Source organism: Sphingobium xenophagum NBRC 107872 (assembly GCF_000367345.1).
Lineage (GTDB): Bacteria > Pseudomonadota > Alphaproteobacteria > Sphingomonadales > Sphingomonadaceae > Sphingobium > Sphingobium xenophagum.
The window spans coordinates 1-16,089 of the sequence record NZ_BARE01000049.1 but is presented as its reverse complement, the minus strand read 5'-3'; the positions used below and the strand labels follow the sequence as shown (position 1 = coordinate 16,089).

The 16,089-nt window shown below is 62.8% G+C and carries 18 protein-coding genes; 10 read left to right on the top strand and 8 right to left on the bottom strand.

Going from position 1 to position 16,089, the window contains the following annotated elements:
- Nucleotides 1–26 precede the first annotated feature (26 nt).
- From SX1_RS18105 to SX1_RS18070, 8 genes are all read left to right on the top strand, one after another.
- Nucleotides 27–1,037, top strand: a complete 1,011-nt coding sequence (locus SX1_RS18105) for a type IV secretion system protein (RefSeq protein ID WP_019054154.1) — start codon at nucleotides 27–29, stop codon at nucleotides 1,035–1,037.
- A 384-nt stretch (nucleotides 1,038–1,421) separates the two neighbouring features.
- Nucleotides 1,422–2,114 carry a VirB8 family type IV secretion system protein gene (locus SX1_RS18100; RefSeq protein ID WP_019054153.1) on the top strand — a complete coding sequence of 231 codons (693 nt, stop codon included), beginning with the start codon at nucleotides 1,422–1,424 and terminating at the stop codon, nucleotides 2,112–2,114.
- Nucleotides 2,111–2,962: a P-type conjugative transfer protein VirB9 gene (gene virB9, locus SX1_RS18095; protein ID WP_019054152.1), complete on the top strand. Its 852-nt coding sequence runs from the start codon at nucleotides 2,111–2,113 to the stop codon at nucleotides 2,960–2,962. Before SX1_RS18100 ends, virB9 begins: the two co-directional genes overlap by 4 nt.
- Nucleotide 2,963: 1 nt before the next feature.
- Nucleotides 2,964–4,157 (top strand): type IV secretion system protein VirB10, encoded by a 1,194-nt coding sequence (gene virB10 / locus SX1_RS18090; RefSeq protein WP_019054151.1) that lies wholly within the window; start codon nucleotides 2,964–2,966, stop codon nucleotides 4,155–4,157.
- Nucleotides 4,154–5,167 carry a P-type DNA transfer ATPase VirB11 gene (gene virB11, locus SX1_RS18085; protein ID WP_019054150.1) on the top strand — a complete coding sequence of 338 codons (1,014 nt, stop codon included), beginning with the start codon at nucleotides 4,154–4,156 and terminating at the stop codon, nucleotides 5,165–5,167. Before virB10 ends, virB11 begins: the two co-directional genes overlap by 4 nt.
- Nucleotides 5,139–6,950, top strand: a complete 1,812-nt coding sequence (locus tag SX1_RS18080) for a type IV secretory system conjugative DNA transfer family protein (RefSeq protein WP_019054149.1) — start codon at nucleotides 5,139–5,141, stop codon at nucleotides 6,948–6,950. Before virB11 ends, SX1_RS18080 begins: the two co-directional genes overlap by 29 nt.
- A 1-nt stretch (nucleotide 6,951) precedes the next feature.
- On the top strand, nucleotides 6,952–7,695 hold the full coding sequence (locus SX1_RS18075; RefSeq protein WP_157410273.1) for an LPD7 domain-containing protein: 744 nt from the start codon (nucleotides 6,952–6,954) through the stop codon (nucleotides 7,693–7,695).
- Nucleotides 7,696–7,718: 23 nt separating this feature from the next.
- On the top strand, nucleotides 7,719–8,111 hold the full coding sequence (locus SX1_RS18070) for a hypothetical protein (protein WP_157410271.1): 393 nt from the start codon (nucleotides 7,719–7,721) through the stop codon (nucleotides 8,109–8,111).
- Nucleotides 8,112–8,119: 8 nt separating this feature from the next.
- Here the strand turns inward: SX1_RS18070 and SX1_RS18065 are convergent, their stop codons facing one another.
- The 8 genes from SX1_RS18065 to SX1_RS18030 all read right to left on the bottom strand — a co-directional run bounded on the left by SX1_RS18065 (nucleotide 8,120) and on the right by SX1_RS18030 (nucleotide 13,354).
- Complete coding sequence (locus tag SX1_RS18065) at nucleotides 8,120–9,223, bottom strand: relaxase/mobilization nuclease domain-containing protein (protein WP_255209793.1); 1,104 nt, start codon at nucleotides 9,221–9,223, stop codon at nucleotides 8,120–8,122.
- A 53-nt stretch (nucleotides 9,224–9,276) separates the two neighbouring features.
- Nucleotides 9,277–9,840 carry a hypothetical protein gene (locus SX1_RS18060; RefSeq protein ID WP_255209792.1) on the bottom strand — a complete coding sequence of 188 codons (564 nt, stop codon included), beginning with the start codon at nucleotides 9,838–9,840 and terminating at the stop codon, nucleotides 9,277–9,279.
- Between the two features lie 185 nt (nucleotides 9,841–10,025).
- Nucleotides 10,026–10,937 (bottom strand): ParB/RepB/Spo0J family partition protein, encoded by a 912-nt coding sequence (locus SX1_RS18055; RefSeq protein ID WP_019054144.1) that lies wholly within the window; start codon nucleotides 10,935–10,937, stop codon nucleotides 10,026–10,028.
- A gap of 2 nt (nucleotides 10,938–10,939) precedes the next feature.
- The gene (locus tag SX1_RS18050; RefSeq protein WP_019054143.1) at nucleotides 10,940–11,674 is read right to left on the bottom strand and encodes a ParA family protein; all 735 of its coding nucleotides are present in this window, start codon (nucleotides 11,672–11,674) and stop codon (nucleotides 10,940–10,942) included.
- Nucleotides 11,671–11,826, bottom strand: a complete 156-nt coding sequence (locus SX1_RS24285; RefSeq protein ID WP_019054142.1) for a hypothetical protein — start codon at nucleotides 11,824–11,826, stop codon at nucleotides 11,671–11,673. Before SX1_RS24285 ends, SX1_RS18050 begins: the two co-directional genes overlap by 4 nt.
- Nucleotides 11,823–12,173, bottom strand: coding sequence for a hypothetical protein (locus SX1_RS18040; RefSeq protein WP_019054141.1), 351 nt, complete (start codon nucleotides 12,171–12,173; stop codon nucleotides 11,823–11,825). Before SX1_RS18040 ends, SX1_RS24285 begins: the two co-directional genes overlap by 4 nt.
- Nucleotides 12,170–12,853 carry an AAA family ATPase gene (locus SX1_RS18035; protein ID WP_043145996.1) on the bottom strand — a complete coding sequence of 228 codons (684 nt, stop codon included), beginning with the start codon at nucleotides 12,851–12,853 and terminating at the stop codon, nucleotides 12,170–12,172. Before SX1_RS18035 ends, SX1_RS18040 begins: the two co-directional genes overlap by 4 nt.
- Before the next feature lie 177 nt (nucleotides 12,854–13,030).
- Nucleotides 13,031–13,354 (bottom strand): single-stranded DNA-binding protein, encoded by a 324-nt coding sequence (locus tag SX1_RS18030; RefSeq protein ID WP_019054139.1) that lies wholly within the window; start codon nucleotides 13,352–13,354, stop codon nucleotides 13,031–13,033.
- 1,171 nt (nucleotides 13,355–14,525) lie between these two features.
- On the opposite strand from SX1_RS18030, the gene SX1_RS22925 reads away from it, so the two are divergent.
- Nucleotides 14,526–15,581 (top strand): replication initiator protein A, encoded by a 1,056-nt coding sequence (locus tag SX1_RS22925; protein WP_043145994.1) that lies wholly within the window; start codon nucleotides 14,526–14,528, stop codon nucleotides 15,579–15,581.
- A 140-nt stretch (nucleotides 15,582–15,721) separates the two neighbouring features.
- Nucleotides 15,722–16,089 (top strand): recombinase family protein (locus SX1_RS18010; RefSeq protein ID WP_026149902.1); only part of this gene is annotated, 368 nt, incomplete at its 3' end.

The window sequence follows — 16,089 nt, the reverse complement described above, 5'->3', positions numbered from 1 at the left end:
ATGCTTTCGCGAGAGGCCAGAAGGTAATGGAATTTCCGATCTTCGAGACCATGATGAATATGGTCGATGGCGCGCTCGCGGGCATCATCGCCAGATATGCCGCGATCATCGGCATGGTCTCCGGCCCTCTGCGTGTCGGCGTCACGATCTACATTATCCTGCTTGGCGGCGCGATCCTCCGGGGCGCGGTGCAGTATCCGTTCCGCGAATATGCCTATCGCGCGGTCAAGCTGGCCGCGCTGACGATCGCGGTTACGTCGCTCTACGGTGCCAACATTGGCGCATTCACGATGACCGGACTGCCGGGAGACTTCGCGAGCGCCCTTGGCGGGGCCGATGCCGGGGGGCTCGGCGGCTATTACGATCAGCTCCTAGCCGGCGCGTTCCGCGCAATGGCGAGGATCGATGAGATTGTTGAAATTCACACCGCTGCGGCGGGTCAGAATCTCGTCGGCATCCCGAACAACTGGATGGAAATCATCCTAGCGGCGTTCGTCAATCTGGCGATCCTGCTCATTGCGCTGCTGTCCTGCGCGCTTGGGTTCACGATCACGGCGTTCGCCCTCTTCGCTCTGGCGCTGCTGGCCGTCGTCGGCCCGCTGTTCCTTGCCGCGCTGCTGTTCGACTCCACGCGGGGCTACTTCTTCGGGTGGCTGGGCTCGGTAATCAGCTACGTCATGCTCGTTGCGTTCGCGCTGCTGGTGACGCTGTTTATCTCGCAGACCACAGACACCTTCATCGACTCCATCACTACCGGCGATGAAGTGCTTATCGCGGCGCTCAAGGCGATCGCGTTCTACATCCTCGGGTTCTTCTTCTTCCTTCAAATTCCAAGCCTCGCCTCGGGCCTGGGCGGCGGTGGACCGGCGCTGGCAGCGCAGTTCGCCAATGCCGTCACGGGCAACGTCGCGCCGATGGCTGGCCGCGCCCTTGCGAACGCGCCAGCCAATTCAGCCGGCGCGCTCGCTCGATACGCGCGGATTGGTGGCGCGAACACGGGCGGCCGCGGTGGCGGCGGCACACTGACACGAACGTAATTTCGGGAGAGATCCGCATGAAACTTAGGTCCGCGATGGGGGCGCTTGCCCTTCTGACTCTCACCCAAGGCTGTGCCTCGGGTGCGCAGGACGCCAAGCTGGCGCGCTGCAACGGCTCCGCGAAGCGTCCCGCGAACCTTTACGGGACCGTGCTTCCCACGATCCCGCCTCGCGCTGGCGTCACCAGCTCGAACGGCGGTGCTGACGCGGGGCCGGCTGCTCAAGCGGTGCCGGTGCAACCGCCGACAAACCTCTTTCCTGAACCCTCAAGCGCGCCCGTAGGGGCCGCGCCAACCTCCGAAACCACAGTGCCCGCGATCAGCGCTGCGCCTGCCAGCGCGCCCCGTATCTCGGCCCTGCCTATCTCATACAGGAGCTGCTGACATGGCGCTCGGCGTCAAAGACAGCACAGAGGATCTCAAGGCATATTTCGCGGAAGCGGAAAGCTGGGATCGCGAACGCCTTGGTGTGGCTAACCGCTCCAAGCGATTGGCCTGGACCGTGGCGGCCGTGGCGAGCGGGCTTGCGGTCTGCGGGATCGGAGCTGTTGCGGCGCTGGCTCCGTTCAAGACGGTTGTTCCCTATGTCGTGACGGTCGATCGATCGACGGGAGCAACCGAAGTCACGCAACAGCTCCGTGGCGATAAGTCGATCACCTATGACGAGGCGGTCCGCAAATACTTCCTCGCCAACTATGTTCGGCTTCGCGAGGGGTGGATTCCGCAAGCTCGCGAAGAGAACTTCAGAGCCATCCTTGCGCTGTCGTCGGCGGAGGAACAGCGGAAATGGACTAACTTCTTCAAGAAGGACAATCCGGACTCTCCGCAGAACCAGCTCACGGGCAACGACACAGTATTCGTGTCGATCAAGGCTGTAACTTTCATCAATCCACAAGTGGCTCAGGTCCGCTTTACGAAGCGGCTTGAGCGGGACTCGCAAGTCACCGAGACGCCGGCCATCGCCACGATCACCTTTGAGGTGCTGTCGAAGCCGGAATCGGAAGCGGGGCGCTACGCCAACCCCCTCGGCCTGCAAGTTAAATCTTACAGGGCGGACGTGGAGGTCGTCGGTCGATGAAACAGCTTCTCAAAGCCACGCTGGCCTTTGGCCTGGTGCTATCGGCAACGCCGGCACTGGCACAACAAACGCCCCGCCAATCTGGCCCGGATCATCGGGTGCGCGAGGTCAACTATGACGACAACAACGTCATCGTCATTCGCAGCGCCTTCCGGACTGCGACGCAGATTGAGTTCGCCCCCGGCGAGCTAATCAAGTTCGTCGCGATGGGCGATACCGTGTCGTGGGAGGTCGCGCCGGCTGAAAACTCCCTCTTCATCAAGCCACGCGAGAGGGCCGGCGCGACGAACCTCATCGTCGTGACGGACTTTCAGGGGCAGAAGCGCAACTACACGTTTGATGTGGTCGCGGTGCAGGGCGCGCGCTCGCCGGGGACGTTCTTCAAGGTCCGTGTGCGCTATCCAGAACAGGAGGCGGCGGAAGCGCGCGCCGCACAGGCGCGCGCCCAGCTCGCCGCCGCGCTTGAGGCGCAAAACAGCGCGGTAAAGACGGCGCTGGATCTTGGCGTTCTCGAAGGCACGCGGAACCTCAACTACATGGTCCAGGGCGCGACCGCTCTCCAGCCTTCCGAAGTGAGCGACAACGGGCAGTTCACAGTGCTGCGCTTCCCGAACCAGCGCGACATACCGGCGATCTTCATCGTCAATCCTGACGGCTCCGAAGCAACGGCCCCGTTCGATGTGCGGGATGAGTTCGTGGTTGTTCACGGCGTCTACAAGGAATTGCGCCTGCGCCGGGGCAAGGTGGTCCTGTGCATCTACAACGAAAGCCCGAATTTCTACGGCCGCGATCCGAAGACCGACACGGCCTCGGAGATCGTCGATCGGCAAACAGCTCCGGAGAAATGACGTGTCAGAAGACAAAAGATTCGACGTCGATGCGACGCCCAACATGGACGAAATCGATCGCGCGCAACCTGCGGCTGATCGGCCGAACCGGATTCCGTCGCTCTCAAACTTTCAGTGGGACACTAAGCGTATGATCGTCGCGGGCGCTGTGGGCGGCGCGCTGCTGTTTACCGTGCTGACGGTCGCTGCGGGCGTGGGCGGTAGTGATGACGCTCCTGTGGCCCCTCCAAGGCCGGCTGCGGTCGAGGTGCCCTATGATCCGAAAACGGTCATTGCGCCGACGCTCGGAACGGCTCCGACCGATCCGAACGCGCCCGTTCAGCTCACGGGCGAGCAAGTGCCCCCGATCGGGCCGGGTGGGGCTCCTGGGCCTGCGACCGGGCAAGGTGCGGGCCGCGAACAGACGGCGGCGGAACGGCGGCGGGATCAGGCCATAGCCTTGCAGGACGCGGCGCGTCGCTCAACGCTCGTCGCCTTTGGTGGCGACAACAACGGGGTCGGCATGGCGCGACCGGCAAATGCCGACGATGCAGGCAAGGACGGCGGTTCCGCCGCGCCGGCACAGGCCAGCGCTACGCGGTTGGACGAGCTGAAGCGGACTTCGGCGATCGGCCGCGCGACCGCGCGCATGATCGGGGATCGCAACTATCTCATCACGGCGGGAGCCATCATCCCCTGCACCCTGCAGACGGCGATGGATAGCAGCGTGCCCGGCTACGCGACCTGCATCATCCCTCGCGACGTGTATTCCGATAATGGCCGCGTCGTCCTGATGGAAAAGGGCACGCGCGTTTTCGGGGAGTACCAAGGGGGCCTCCAACGCGGGCAATATCGGCTTTTCGCGATGTGGACGCGGGCGGTCACACCTCGGGGCGTGGCGATCGACATCGGCTCCCCGGCTTCCGATCAGCTCGGCCGCTCCGGTATCACGGGCAAGGTCAATCGCTTCTTTTGGGAGCGGTTCGGCACGGCGCTGCTGTTCAGCGTGCTTGAAAGCGCCGGCCAGGTGGGCGCGTCGGCAGTCGGTCCCGAAGGGACCAACATCACGCGCGTTCCCTCGGATTCCACCTCGCAAATCCTGTCCGACACGCAGCAAATCCGGCCCGTGGTTCGGGTCAATCAAGGCGCGGAAATGGGAATTACAGTCGCCAAGGATTTCGACTTTTCCTCGGTCTATGGGCTTGGTCTAAAGTGACGGTCGCACCCTTCCGAAACACCGCGATCCTCGACAACGCGATTCAGCCGCTCCGCAAATATCTGGATGAGGCTGATGTTACGGAAGTGGTGGTGAACGAACCTCAGTTGGTGGGGATCGAACGCCGGGGCGGTTGGTCCTGGGAGCGCGAAGAGTCGATGACGCTCGATGCGCTTATGGAGCTTGCCCGCGCTGCGGCGGCTTTCACGTCGCAGGACGTGACGCGCGAGAATCCGATCTGCTCAACGATCTTCCCTACTGGCGAGCGCGTCCAGCTCGTCATCCCGCCCGTCGTTCCCGATGGGACTGTCTCGGTCACGGTTCGCAAGCCGTCGACAAAGACGATGACGCTTCAAGATTTCGAGGCTGCCGGCCTGTTCAGCGAAACGAAGGTGGCGCACAAGCGGGTGAGCCCGGTTGAGGAAAAGCTGCTCGGGCTGCTCAACACGGGGCGGCATGTCGAGTTCTTCGACCTGGCTGTGCGAAGCCGCCTCAACATCCTGATCTCGGGGGCGACGGGTTCCGGCAAAACGACGTTCTCGAAAGGGCTCATCAAGCTCATTCCTGAGAACGAGCGGCTTTTGACGATTGAGGACACCCGCGAGCTGGTCGTTCCGCACAAGAACGTCGTCCACATGGTCTATAGCAAGGACGGCCAAGGCACCGCGAAAGTGACGGCTAAGGAGCTGCTAGAAAGCGCGCTGCGTATGCGACCCGACCGCATTTTGCTTCAAGAGCTGCGAGACGGAACCGCGTTCTTCTACCTGCGGAACGTCAACAGCGGCCATCCCGGCTCGATCACGACAATTCACGCGGACTCGGCCGAACTGGCGTTTGAGCAACTTACGCTCTTGGTGAAGGAGAGCGAAGGCGGCGCGGATCTCGCGCGTGACGACATTCGCTCGCTGCTCAAGATCCTCGTCGATGTCGTCGTGCAGATGAAGAAAGTCGACGGCGAGTTCAAAATGACGGAGATTTATTATGACCCAGCAGGCCGGCACGCGGCGTAGCGGCGCGGCGCTGGCGGCGGGCTTACCGTTCGCCCTGGTCCTCGTCTTCCTCATCGGCTCGATCATCGCGTGGTTCGTCCTCGGGCTCCCCGCCTCCAAGTTCGATCCGCTCAAGATGCCGCAATTCTTTTGGTACTACCGGGGCGACCCGGTTGTCCTGAAAGCGCTCGGCGGTGGGGTAGCTGCCGGCTCGCTCGTCGCCGGCCTGCTGCTGTTCTGGTTCGTCTCGAGGAAACCTCCGCTGCACGGTGCGGCCCGCTTCGCCAAGGAAGGCGAGATCCGCCGTGGCGGCTTTCGCTCCAACGATGGCGTTGTTCTCGGGAAGAAGCGCGGCAAATTCCTGATCTTCGGCGGCAATGAACATTGCATCGTCGAAGCGCCGACCCGCTCTGGAAAGGGCGTCGGCATCGTCATCCCGAACCTGCTTAGCTGGCAGGACTCGCTTGTCGTCCTCGATGTGAAGCGGGAGAATTGGGACGCCACGGCGGGCTTTCGCGCGAAGTTCGGGCAGGCCGTCTGTCTCTTCAACCCGACCGATCCGGAGGGGCGCACCGCTCGATATAATCCGCTGAGCTACATCGATCGCGACGACGCCGATCAGGTCATCATTGAGCTACAGAAGATCGCGACGATGCTGTTCGTCCCGCCTGAGCGGGGCGAACCATTCTGGACGGACTCTGCTCGAACGGCGTTCGTGGGCGTCGGCGCCTATCTGGCGCAATCGTCGGAGCCCTTCACGATTGGCGCGATCTATCGGCTCATGACGACGGGCGACACGCGCGGGTTCTTCCGCAAGGCGCTCGAAAATACGACGCTCTCACAAGGTTGCCGCAACGCCCTGGCCGACTTCACCTCCGGCGCGGACAATACGTTCGCCGGCATCGTCCAGACCGTCACGTCAAAGCTGAGCCTCTGGCTCAATCCCCGCGTCGACGCGGCAACGGAGGAAAGCGACTTCGATCTGCGCGAGCTGCGCTCGCGGCCGATGTCGATTTATCTCGGCGTCTCGCCTGACGAGCTGGACCGCGTTGCGCCGCTCTACAATCTGCTGTTTCAACAGCTCATCGATCTGAACGTGCGCGATCTGCCGGACAACCGGACCCCGCTCAAGATCCTCGTGGTGCTAGACGAGTTCGCACGCATCGGCCGCGCCCAGGTCATCGCAAGCGCCTTCTCCTACGTCGCCGGCTACGGCATCCGGCTCTTGCCGGTCATCCAGTCTCGATCGCAGCTCCGCGCCGTCTATGGCGAGCATGTCGCCAACGAGATTGTCGCCAACTGCGGCGTCGAAGTCGCCTTCACGCCCAAGGAAGTGCGGGTGGCAAATGAGCTGTCCGAACGCATTGGCTATGTCGGGCAAGAGTCCGTCACCAAGTCGCTGACGATCCACGGGATGCTCGCCAATCGCTCAAAGTCGATGTCCGATCAGCGTCGCGCCCTGCTGCTGCCTCAAGAGCTGATGCAATTTCCGGATAGCGAGCTGCTGTTGCTGCGTGGCGGTATGCCGCCGATCCACGGCGACAAAATCCGGTACTTCGCCGATCAGCATTTCACCCGGCGCGTGCTTCCCGCGCCGACGGTGCCGCCGATCGCGCGCCGGGTCCGCGACGATGAGGATCTTCCGGACTGCGCCCTGCCCGACTTCGATCAACTGACCGATCCTGACGCGCTCACGTTCGCGATGGATTGCGTCGTCACGTCGGATTTTCCTGACATGCTGATCGATGTCGAGGCTGAGCGGCACGGGACTGAGGTTGTGGGTGTAATCGAGCAGGAGAGGTAAGATGGCTGAGCAAGCGAACGCGACTCCCTCTGGACCGGATATGGCGGCCAGGAAGCGCAACAACGTAGAATTGCCCTCGGACTTAGAATCGAGGTTCCTGCGCGTCGGAAACAAGCTCTACCGCTCCGCGCACGACAAGACGCCGGTAGCCACGATTTCCGCCGATCGCATCAAGGCCAAGGATGCAAACTCGCTGCCGGATCTAGTGCGGCTCGCGAAAGCGAATGGCTGGACCTCGCTCAAGATCAACGGCGACGAAGAGTTCAAGCGGGCCGCCTATCTGGCCGCGTCGGCACAAGGCATCCGGATCGATGGCTATAAACCCGACGAGAAAACCAAGGCCGCGGCCGATCGCGAGCAAGCGCGACAAGCTGCGGCCGCGCCGACGAAGGAGCAAGCGCCCCGCACGTCAAATCAGGCGCGCGACAACAAGGAACAGGCCGATCCGGCAAAGGATCTGGCCGAACGGTTCCGCCGCCAAACCGACGTGCAGAACGCAAAAGACCCTGATCTGAAGCGCGCGCAAAGCCACGTCGCCCATGCCGTTACGCTCGCCTCGGGCCGCTTCCCGAACGACACGACGAAGCAACGCGAGTTCGTGTCCGAACGGAAAGAGGAAATTGCCGGACGCCTACAGCGCGGCGAACAGGTCGCCGGCATCGAGGTGAAGCAGCAACAGGCGCAGCGCATCCGCGAAATTCAACAGGATCAGGTCTTGCAGAAAACCCCGACGCGGGGGCGGTGATCGACCAAGGGGCGATCGGCCCGATGCTGATAAGGCCCCTGACCAATGCCGCCGATCTTGCCGAGTGGGCCATGGGCGAAGGCTTCGCGGACCTTCGCCCCTCGGCGTGGCACCTGAGCGTTGCCCGCATCCACAAGCGCCCGCATCCGATCCAGTTGGACAGCTCGCCCGTCGCGCTCGATCCCGATCGCGGGCGGACGCTCGCGCGCCGGGGCGGCCTGGTCGCGCTAGAGTTCGGTTCGCACGTCCTGTCTGACCGGCACGAAACGCACCGTCTTGCCGGCGCGACGTGGGACTTCGCCATCTACCGCCCGCATGTGAGCTTCATGGTCGACGACGGCCGCGATCTGCGCAGCGCCCGCCCCTTCTCCGGACCACTAATGTTCGGTCCGGAAATATTCGACATAAGCTGGTAGGCGGCCTGCTACCGCCGTCGCGTCGGTCCTGGCCTCTGAGGCGTCGGGACATCGCGCGTGTGGCCCTCCTGCGGCCTCTCTGGCGGCGTGGGGGCCTGACGCTGCTGTGAGCGCTCCTGCGGCCTCTCTTGCCCGTCCTGACGCTCCTGCGCCGCCTTTACGCGGCGCGTCGCCTCTCTCAAGGCGCGGTCTGGAACAGTCTCGATCGTCGGCCGCTCTTTAAGGAACGCGCGCACGTCGCCGGCAAGGGCGTGATCGGCGCGGTTGTCGCTGCGGTCCAGCCACTCGGCCGCCGCCTCGTAGCGCTGGCGCGTGTCCTCCCAGCGCTCCTTAGCCTTCGACACGAATGCGGGCTGCTCGCCCTTCCCTAGCGCGATCATCATCGCTTCCCGGGCCTGCTTCATGTCGGCATCGGTTGGTTGGCGCGACGCGCCACTGAGGATCTTCGCGCGCATCTGTGTGAGCGCCATGCTGACGCCGGCCTTGCCCTGGCCGCGCGTGTAGCGCGGCGTGGCCTCAGCCTCGACGCCACGGCTGCGCAGCGCCTCGGCGAACGCCTCTCGGAACTTGAATAGATCCTCACGCCGTGGATCGAAGCGCTTGCGGTCCAGCCCCTCGGCTTGGACGGTCAGATGCACATGCGGGCGGTCCGTGTCGGTGTGAAGCGCCATAAGATAATCGTGATTGTCGCCAACCATGCGATCGGCCGCCTCGCGGACCGCCTGCTTGACGGCCTCCGGGTCCGTGCCCTTCGTCATCGAGAAAACCATAGAGACGGCCGAAACGCTGGTGCCCTTCCGCCATGAGGCGGAATCGCCCCATTCTTCGGCAATGCGCGCGATGTCGGCCTTGTTCGTGATTTCCTCGCCGTCCCGCGTCTCAATCACGATTTCGCCCTTGCGGCCGATATAGTCGAGGTGGGCCGCAACATGGGATGCGCCCTTCTTCCGGCCCGTCACTTTCACGACGACTTCAGGCGACTTGCGCACGACGCGCGCGAGAACCGCTCGAACGTCGATCGACCTGGGCGGCGCGCTGGCATGGTGCGGCGCAAATTGGCCGGTCCCGCTTACGATCTGCTTGGCATATTTCAGGTTGGGATCGCCAAACACCCGTGGCCGAAAAACCGGCTTGAGCGCCCCGAACAGCTCGTCCTCAAATGCCATTAGTCTGCCACCTGCCAGAACGACAAATCGTTGCGCAGCGCGTCGCCCAGCGCCGCCACCTGCTCGCCAATCTCTCCGCGCATGTCGACGATCCGGCCCAGCTCGCGTTCGATCTGTAGGCCGCTGTCGGCCATCATCGCAGCGTTGCCGGCCTTCATCGCCTGATTAAGATTGCGGCCGATCCGCTGCAACTGCATCCGGATCGGCGCAAGGGCATCGCGAAGCCCGTCGTCGACGTGGCCCTTCAAGCCGAGATGGCGGCGCACTAGCGCCTTGATCCATCCGGCGCGGTCGATGCCCCTCTTGGTGGCGCGCGCGTCCAGCACGGCCATTTCAGCGTCGGTGAGCGTGATCGAAATCCGGTTGCCTGCGGGCTCGGCTCGCGGGGCGACACGCGGCGCATCCGCGACGCGGCTCATGGCCTGGTCGAGCATGGATCGCAAAAGCGCGCTCCTGCCTCCCCTTCCCTCTGCGAGCGCATCGAAGGCGGCGAGCGTCGCGCGGTCAACGCGGACTGTCATCATCGCTTTGGCTTCAGTGGGGGGTGTCATCGGTTGCGTCATCCTCGCTTGCGAGGTGTAGTGTAATACAATAAACGCAGCAACCCCTATCCTGCCATCAAACACCCCCCACTACTTTCACGCCCTTTTCTGTGGCACGTGCCACAATCTCCGATGATGCTTGAAAGCGACGAAAGCGCGGAAACGGGGGATCGGCGAGCGCAGCGAGCCCCGCCTATCTGGCGTCGCTACTGATCGAAACGAACGGTCCGGGGCGCGTCTTCGTCCTCGAAGTGCAGCACCGCTTCAATGATCCGTGCGCGCTTGCCTTCAACGTCGATGAAGCGTCCTGCATCGGCCTGCGCGCCCCTTCTCGCCACCGGAGCGCGTGGCTCGGTCGAGTCATTCGCGGAAGGAAGAGATTGGGCTTTGCTCCCCTCCCCTTCGCCCGCCACCTTCGCGGGCTCCCGATCCGCTTCGGCCTTCCCGGTACGCGCTGGCTCCTGGCCCTTGCTTCCCACGTCTCGGGCAAACTGCTCGCACGCTTTGACGGTCAAACTGCCAACCGGGGCGCTCTCAAGGAAAGCCCGGGTTGCCACCTCGTCGCGCTGGGCGGCGGTCAACAGGGCTGCGGCACCACGCGCGGAAATATCGTCCAGTCTCGCGGTGATGAAGTCGGGAGCTGAGGCGAGCGACTGATAGCGGGCAAGCGTAGCTCGATCGCGGCCCGTGACGCGCGCCAGCTCGCTAACGGATCTTCCGGCCTTCACCTGGGCGGCGACGAACGCGATCATGTCGAGCGCGGAAAGCTGCTCGCGCTGGTCGTTCTCAATGAACTGATCGATCCGCACTTGAGCGGCGTCGGTCTGCTCGCTGACGATCGCGCGCACGGGGATTCCGAGGTGCTGGCACGCTCGCCACCTTCTCTCCCCGAAATGCACCATGTGGCGTCCATCGGCGTCCGCTGGCGCAACCGTGATCGGCTGTAGCTGGCCCCGCTCTTTGATCGTCGCGGCAAGGGCCTCGATCTCTTTCTTGTCGATCGCGCGCCTTACGTTGTCCGGATCGGGATAGACCTGGCTAGGATCGAGCGACAGGACACGGGCCTGCCCCGCTACCTCGTCCTTGGCGGCGAAAACGTCGAAATTGCCGAACTCCACGATTAAGCTCCTATCCGCTGCATGGCTTCTTCAAGGAAGGCGCGCATGGGTGGCAACGAGCTGCGAACGTCCTTGTCGTGTCGCCACACCGGGACGCCAGCTTGCACGGACTGGCTGTAGTGCGATCGATCGGGCAAATACGCTGTGAAGAGGTTGCGGCCGATCTTCGCTTTCAACTCGGCAAGCATGGCGAGCTGGTTGCGATCGTTGGCCTTGACGCGGTTCGCGATGAGGCCGGCGACTTTGATCGGCGTCGTGCGGCCCCGCTGGTTCACGGTCTGGATCGAATTTGAAAGTTGCTTCGTGGAGTCCGGACCGAACGGCCCCAGCTCCACGGGCACAATCAAGTCATCACACATCATCAGCGCGGCGAAATTGATCCAGCTCCACGCGGGCGGCGTGTCCATGACGCAATAATCGAACTGCGGCGCGAGCTTCGGAAAATTCGCCCTGAACGCGCTAAGCGCGCCGGAATAGTTGGCGTCGTACTCGCCCGCCATTTTGTTCGAATAGATCGCGAGACGGCCCGTTTCGGGAGGCTCGTAACCCGGCTCGAACAGCGGCTTGCAAGAGCCTAGCTGCTCGAACTCTCGCAAGGCGGACGTGGCGTTGCACTGGCGATCAAGGTCCATGACCAAGACCCGATGCCCTGCGTCGGCTAGGTGCCAAGCAAGGTGACAGGCGATAGTCGTCTTGCCCGCCCCGCCCTTCTCGATGTTGACGGCGATCGTCTTCATGGCCGGTGCCTCCACCAAGAGCGATGGGCGTACCACCACGTAGCGCTATCCTCGTCGCGGATGCGCGAGCCGCGATACGGCCCGCGCGCTCCGATCACGATCAGCGCGATAACCGCGATGACGATTAAACCTGCCTGCTCGATACCGCTCATGACCCTGCACCTCCTGGCCGGGATTTGGCTTCGACCATCTCGCGAAACTCCGCGATGGTCTGCCAATACGCGCTGTGGCCGCGCTCGTTGGTGAACTCCACAAACCAATCAAGCGTGTCCTTCGGTCCTTTGATGTAGACGCTGCCCTGCGGCACGGTCTGCCGGCGACGCCTTACCGGCCCCTCCCCCCGGTCGATGAAGCCAAGGGCCGCCCCGCGTTGCACCGCGGCTTCCTCGCGCCGGGGATCTGCGACAACCGGCTCGCGCGAAATGCCGCTTAGGTCGAGCGTGTCGTCAGCCGGCTTCGGTCCCGGCTTCCCCGCCTTGCCAAACCCGTAACCGCTCATCGCTTCGTCTCCTGCTGGACCGCCTCAACCACGGCCCGCGCCACCTCAAGGGCGTTGCGGCGAGCGGCGCTAAGGCCGGATGTCTCGCCGTCGTTCAACTCTTCAAGCGTGGCTGCGAAGTCGAAAATATCGCGGTACGCGGCACGCTCGACTAGCCCTGCTGGAAGTAGTGGCAGCTCGGCCGCCGCAATCGCACTGACGATCCGCTTCGCCGTCTTCGTCTCGATCGCGGCGTTGTCCCGACTGCGGACAAGACGAAAAGGAATGGTCCGGCCAAGCGCCTCCGCTTCCTCTTGGATCAACGCCACGGCATTTGCCGCAAGCTCGGCGTCGATCGGCGAAAGGTTGAACGGGATAAGGACCAGGTGCGAGCGCGCTAACGCGCGCGAGGTCATCCGCGATGCTGTTCCCTCAAGGTCGATGAGGACGAAATCGTGTGCCGGCGTAAGACGGTCGATCAAGCCGATAAGCTCCGACTCCTTCGGGCTCGCGATGATCTGGAACGGAAGCGCCTTGCCTTGCTCCCCTCGCTTCCTGCCCCAACCGGCGATGATCGCGTTCGGGTCTGCATCGATTACAGCGACGGACGCGCCGCTGCGCGCCAGCTCGCACGCCAGGACAAAGGCGAGCGTCGTCTTGCCCGCGCCGCCCTTCGGATTGGCTACAGAAATCGCGGGCATTCGACGGGCTCCCTTAGCACCGGCTGACAGCTCGGCAGGCATGGAAGCTAAAGGAAACCACCGTATATTGCAAGGGATATAGATATTGCGATCTAGTGGATATCCTCGGGCGATCCTTGTGCCCGATACGCGTCGGCAGGAAGAGGGAAGGGGCCGCCGTAGGCGGCCCCGCCCGTGTCAGCGATCGTCCTGCTCGCCGGCCTTCGCCAGCACCGCAAAGCCATCGGCGATCAGCTCGACGGTGTAGCGCTTGCCCTCGGCGTGGTCGTAGGAGTTCTGACGCACCCGTCCGGTGATATGAACCAAGTCGCCCTTCTCGGCCTTCGCGGCGCGCTCGATCAGGCGGCCGAACACTGTCACCTCGTTCCAGTTGGTGTCGGTCGTCCACTCGCCGTTCTCCTGCCGGTTGTAGTTGGCGGCGACGGAAACCTTCGTCACCTTGTCATGCTCGTTGATCTTGCCGACGCGGCCGATGATCCGAAATTCAGCGATGTTCTGCATTGTCCTGTCCTTCCGACTGCTCAGGCTAATTCCTGATGGGGATTTAGAGGGGAGCGATGCCACCGCGATCAAGTGAAAAAACGGAGGGTCCGCGAAGCGGAAACCGTAGGCGAAGCCGGTTATTTACTTGATCGTACAAGGTGGCGCTGCGACCATTCCCCGTCAAATAAGGAATTGCCGATCAGTCGAAGGCGCGGAAGCAAAGAGGTTGCTTAATGATTGTCGGCCGATCGCGAACGGAAACACGCGGTTTATTCAAGGTGTCGCCGGCGCCGATCGCGAGCGCGGGGCAGGGGAGCTGCACCAATCAGACCAACGGGTGATGTCGCGGCCTGAATCCGCGCTGTGGGTTGAAAGGATCTCGCGGGCATATCCGGCGCGCGTAGTTGATCCGCCCAGCTCGAGGAAAATCCGGAAGGGCAGGGGAGTGATCCTCCCGCTCGGCCTGGTGCAACAGTCCGGCGTCGATCGATCGTCATGCGGTCGGCCGAACCGCGCCCTTCTTCCCTTCAAATCGCTGTCAGCCGGCGCGAACGTCGACGATTGAGCGCTGCCAAATCCGCTTGCGCCCCTTGGGGAGCATTCGCGGCGGCGTAGCCGCCGCGTCTTCTTCTCCGCTTGGTGCTGTCGTTGCTGGTTATGTGCGACGGTTCTGCCAGCCCCAACGAATCAAAAGCGTCGGCCGAAGGCCGTCTATAGCTGGGGGATGCCGGGCGGGAGGTCACGCGAAGCGTGACCGGGCGAGCGAAGCGAGGAGCCGGCGGGGGCGAAGCCCCCAAGAGGCGGTGCTTCGTTTCTCGTCTCTGACCTCGGGCAGTGCAATCAAGGAGCCCGCTATGAAATCAAGGACGCCAAAAGTTATCCACAGGCGAGCCTCGCGCGCGTAGGGTGTTATTTATGGGTTATGTATCTGTGTTACGGCTGAGCTAGCGGCTCGTAAGTATTTGCTTTCCAAGGGAAAAAAGCCGATTTTTTTGCGGCTTTGTTCCTGATACCCCGAACGGTCGTTCCTGATACCCCGCATAGAGGTTCCTGATACCCCGAATCCCGGTCCCGTGTTCCTGATACCCCGAACAGGGCGGCGTTGTTCCTAAAACCCCGAATCTCGGGCTGCTGTTCCTGATACCCCGAACCTTGACAAATCGTTCCTGATACCCCGAAGATGCGTTTTATGGAAAGCGAAGCCCCCCCTCGGCCACCGGCCCTCATTCCAGAGCGCCACCCTCAACACGATCTCTTCATCTGCGACGTGGGCGACGCTGTTCTAAAGGACGTGATGCCGCAAATGGAGCATCCGTTCTACTCATTGTCGAAGAAGCCTGAGACTTCGGTAAGACGGTACGAGCATAACGGTAACTGGCTTGAGGTCACGCCTAGCGTGAAAGGGCTCGCCACCATCTATGACAAAGACATCCTGATTTACTGCATTTCGCAGATCATGGCGAAGCTGAAGCTCAATGAGCCAGTCTCGCAACGTGTCCGGATTAGCAGCCGCGAATTGCTCGTCTTCACGAACCGGGGAACGGCGGGGAAGGATTATAAGGCGCTGATAGAGGCGCTGGACCGGCTTGAGGGCACGCGGATTCGGACGAACATCGTCACCGGCAATGAGGAACAGATTGACGGCTTCGGCCTCATCGACGCCTCATCTATCCGCCGTTCGCACGGCCTGGATGGGCGGCTGATCTACTGCGAAATAAAGCTGTCCGATTGGGTGTTCAACGCGATCCGGCACAACGAAGTGCTGACCCTGCATCGTGACTATTTCCGGCTCCGGAAGCCCATAGAACGACGCATCTATGAATTAGCGCGGAAGCATTGCGGCCAGCAAGCGAGCTGGAAGGTGTCGCTGGGCGTCCTGTTCAAGAAATCCGGCTCGCAAGGGACCGATCGGCGCTTCCGGTTCGCGGTCAAGGAACTGGCCGCGAGCGATCATCTACCTGACTACATGGTTGAGTTCGACCATGAGACGGACATGGTGACTTTCACCAACCGCGGAACAATGAAGGCCGCGCTAGCGGCCCCCGCTGCTGAGCCCTGGACCGGCGCGCTCGATGGCGACATTTACGGCGATGCCCGGAACGTCGCGCCGGGGTGGGACGTGCACTATCTCGAACGGGAATGGCGCAACTGGCTTGGTGAGAACGAAATCGCACCAAAGCACGCCGAACGGCACTTCCTCAAATTCTGCCAAAGCTGGTTTGAAAAGCGCGGTCGGCCGAGCTGATCGCGGCGCGAGGCTGCCGCGTCGGCTTTTCGCAAATGTCGTAAGTTTCGCGACACGGGGGCGGGAGACCGATTTTCCAGCGTTGGCGCTGTCGCATAAGTCTGTTGCAAAGAGTCGGCGTTTCGATGCACATTCGCGACATGCTTGTTGGCTATGCGCGCGTCTCGACTGACGATCAGGATCTACGGCTGCAACGTGCCGCGTTGAAGGACGCGGGCTGTCGCCGAACCTTTGAAGAGAAGGTGTCGGGCGCGAAGCGCAACCGGCCCGAGCTGGCCCGCATGATGGACCAGCTTCGCGATGATGACGTGGTGGTCGTGACGCGGCTCGATCGGCTCGCTCGATCGACAAAGGATCTTCTCGACATAGCGGAGAAGCTGAACGAGGTCGGCGCGGGGCTCCGCTCTCTAGCGGAGCCTTGGGCCGATACCACTTCGCCCGCTGGCCGTATGGTGCTGACGGTGTTCGCCGGCATTGCCGAATTTGAGCGCGAGCTGATCCACCAACG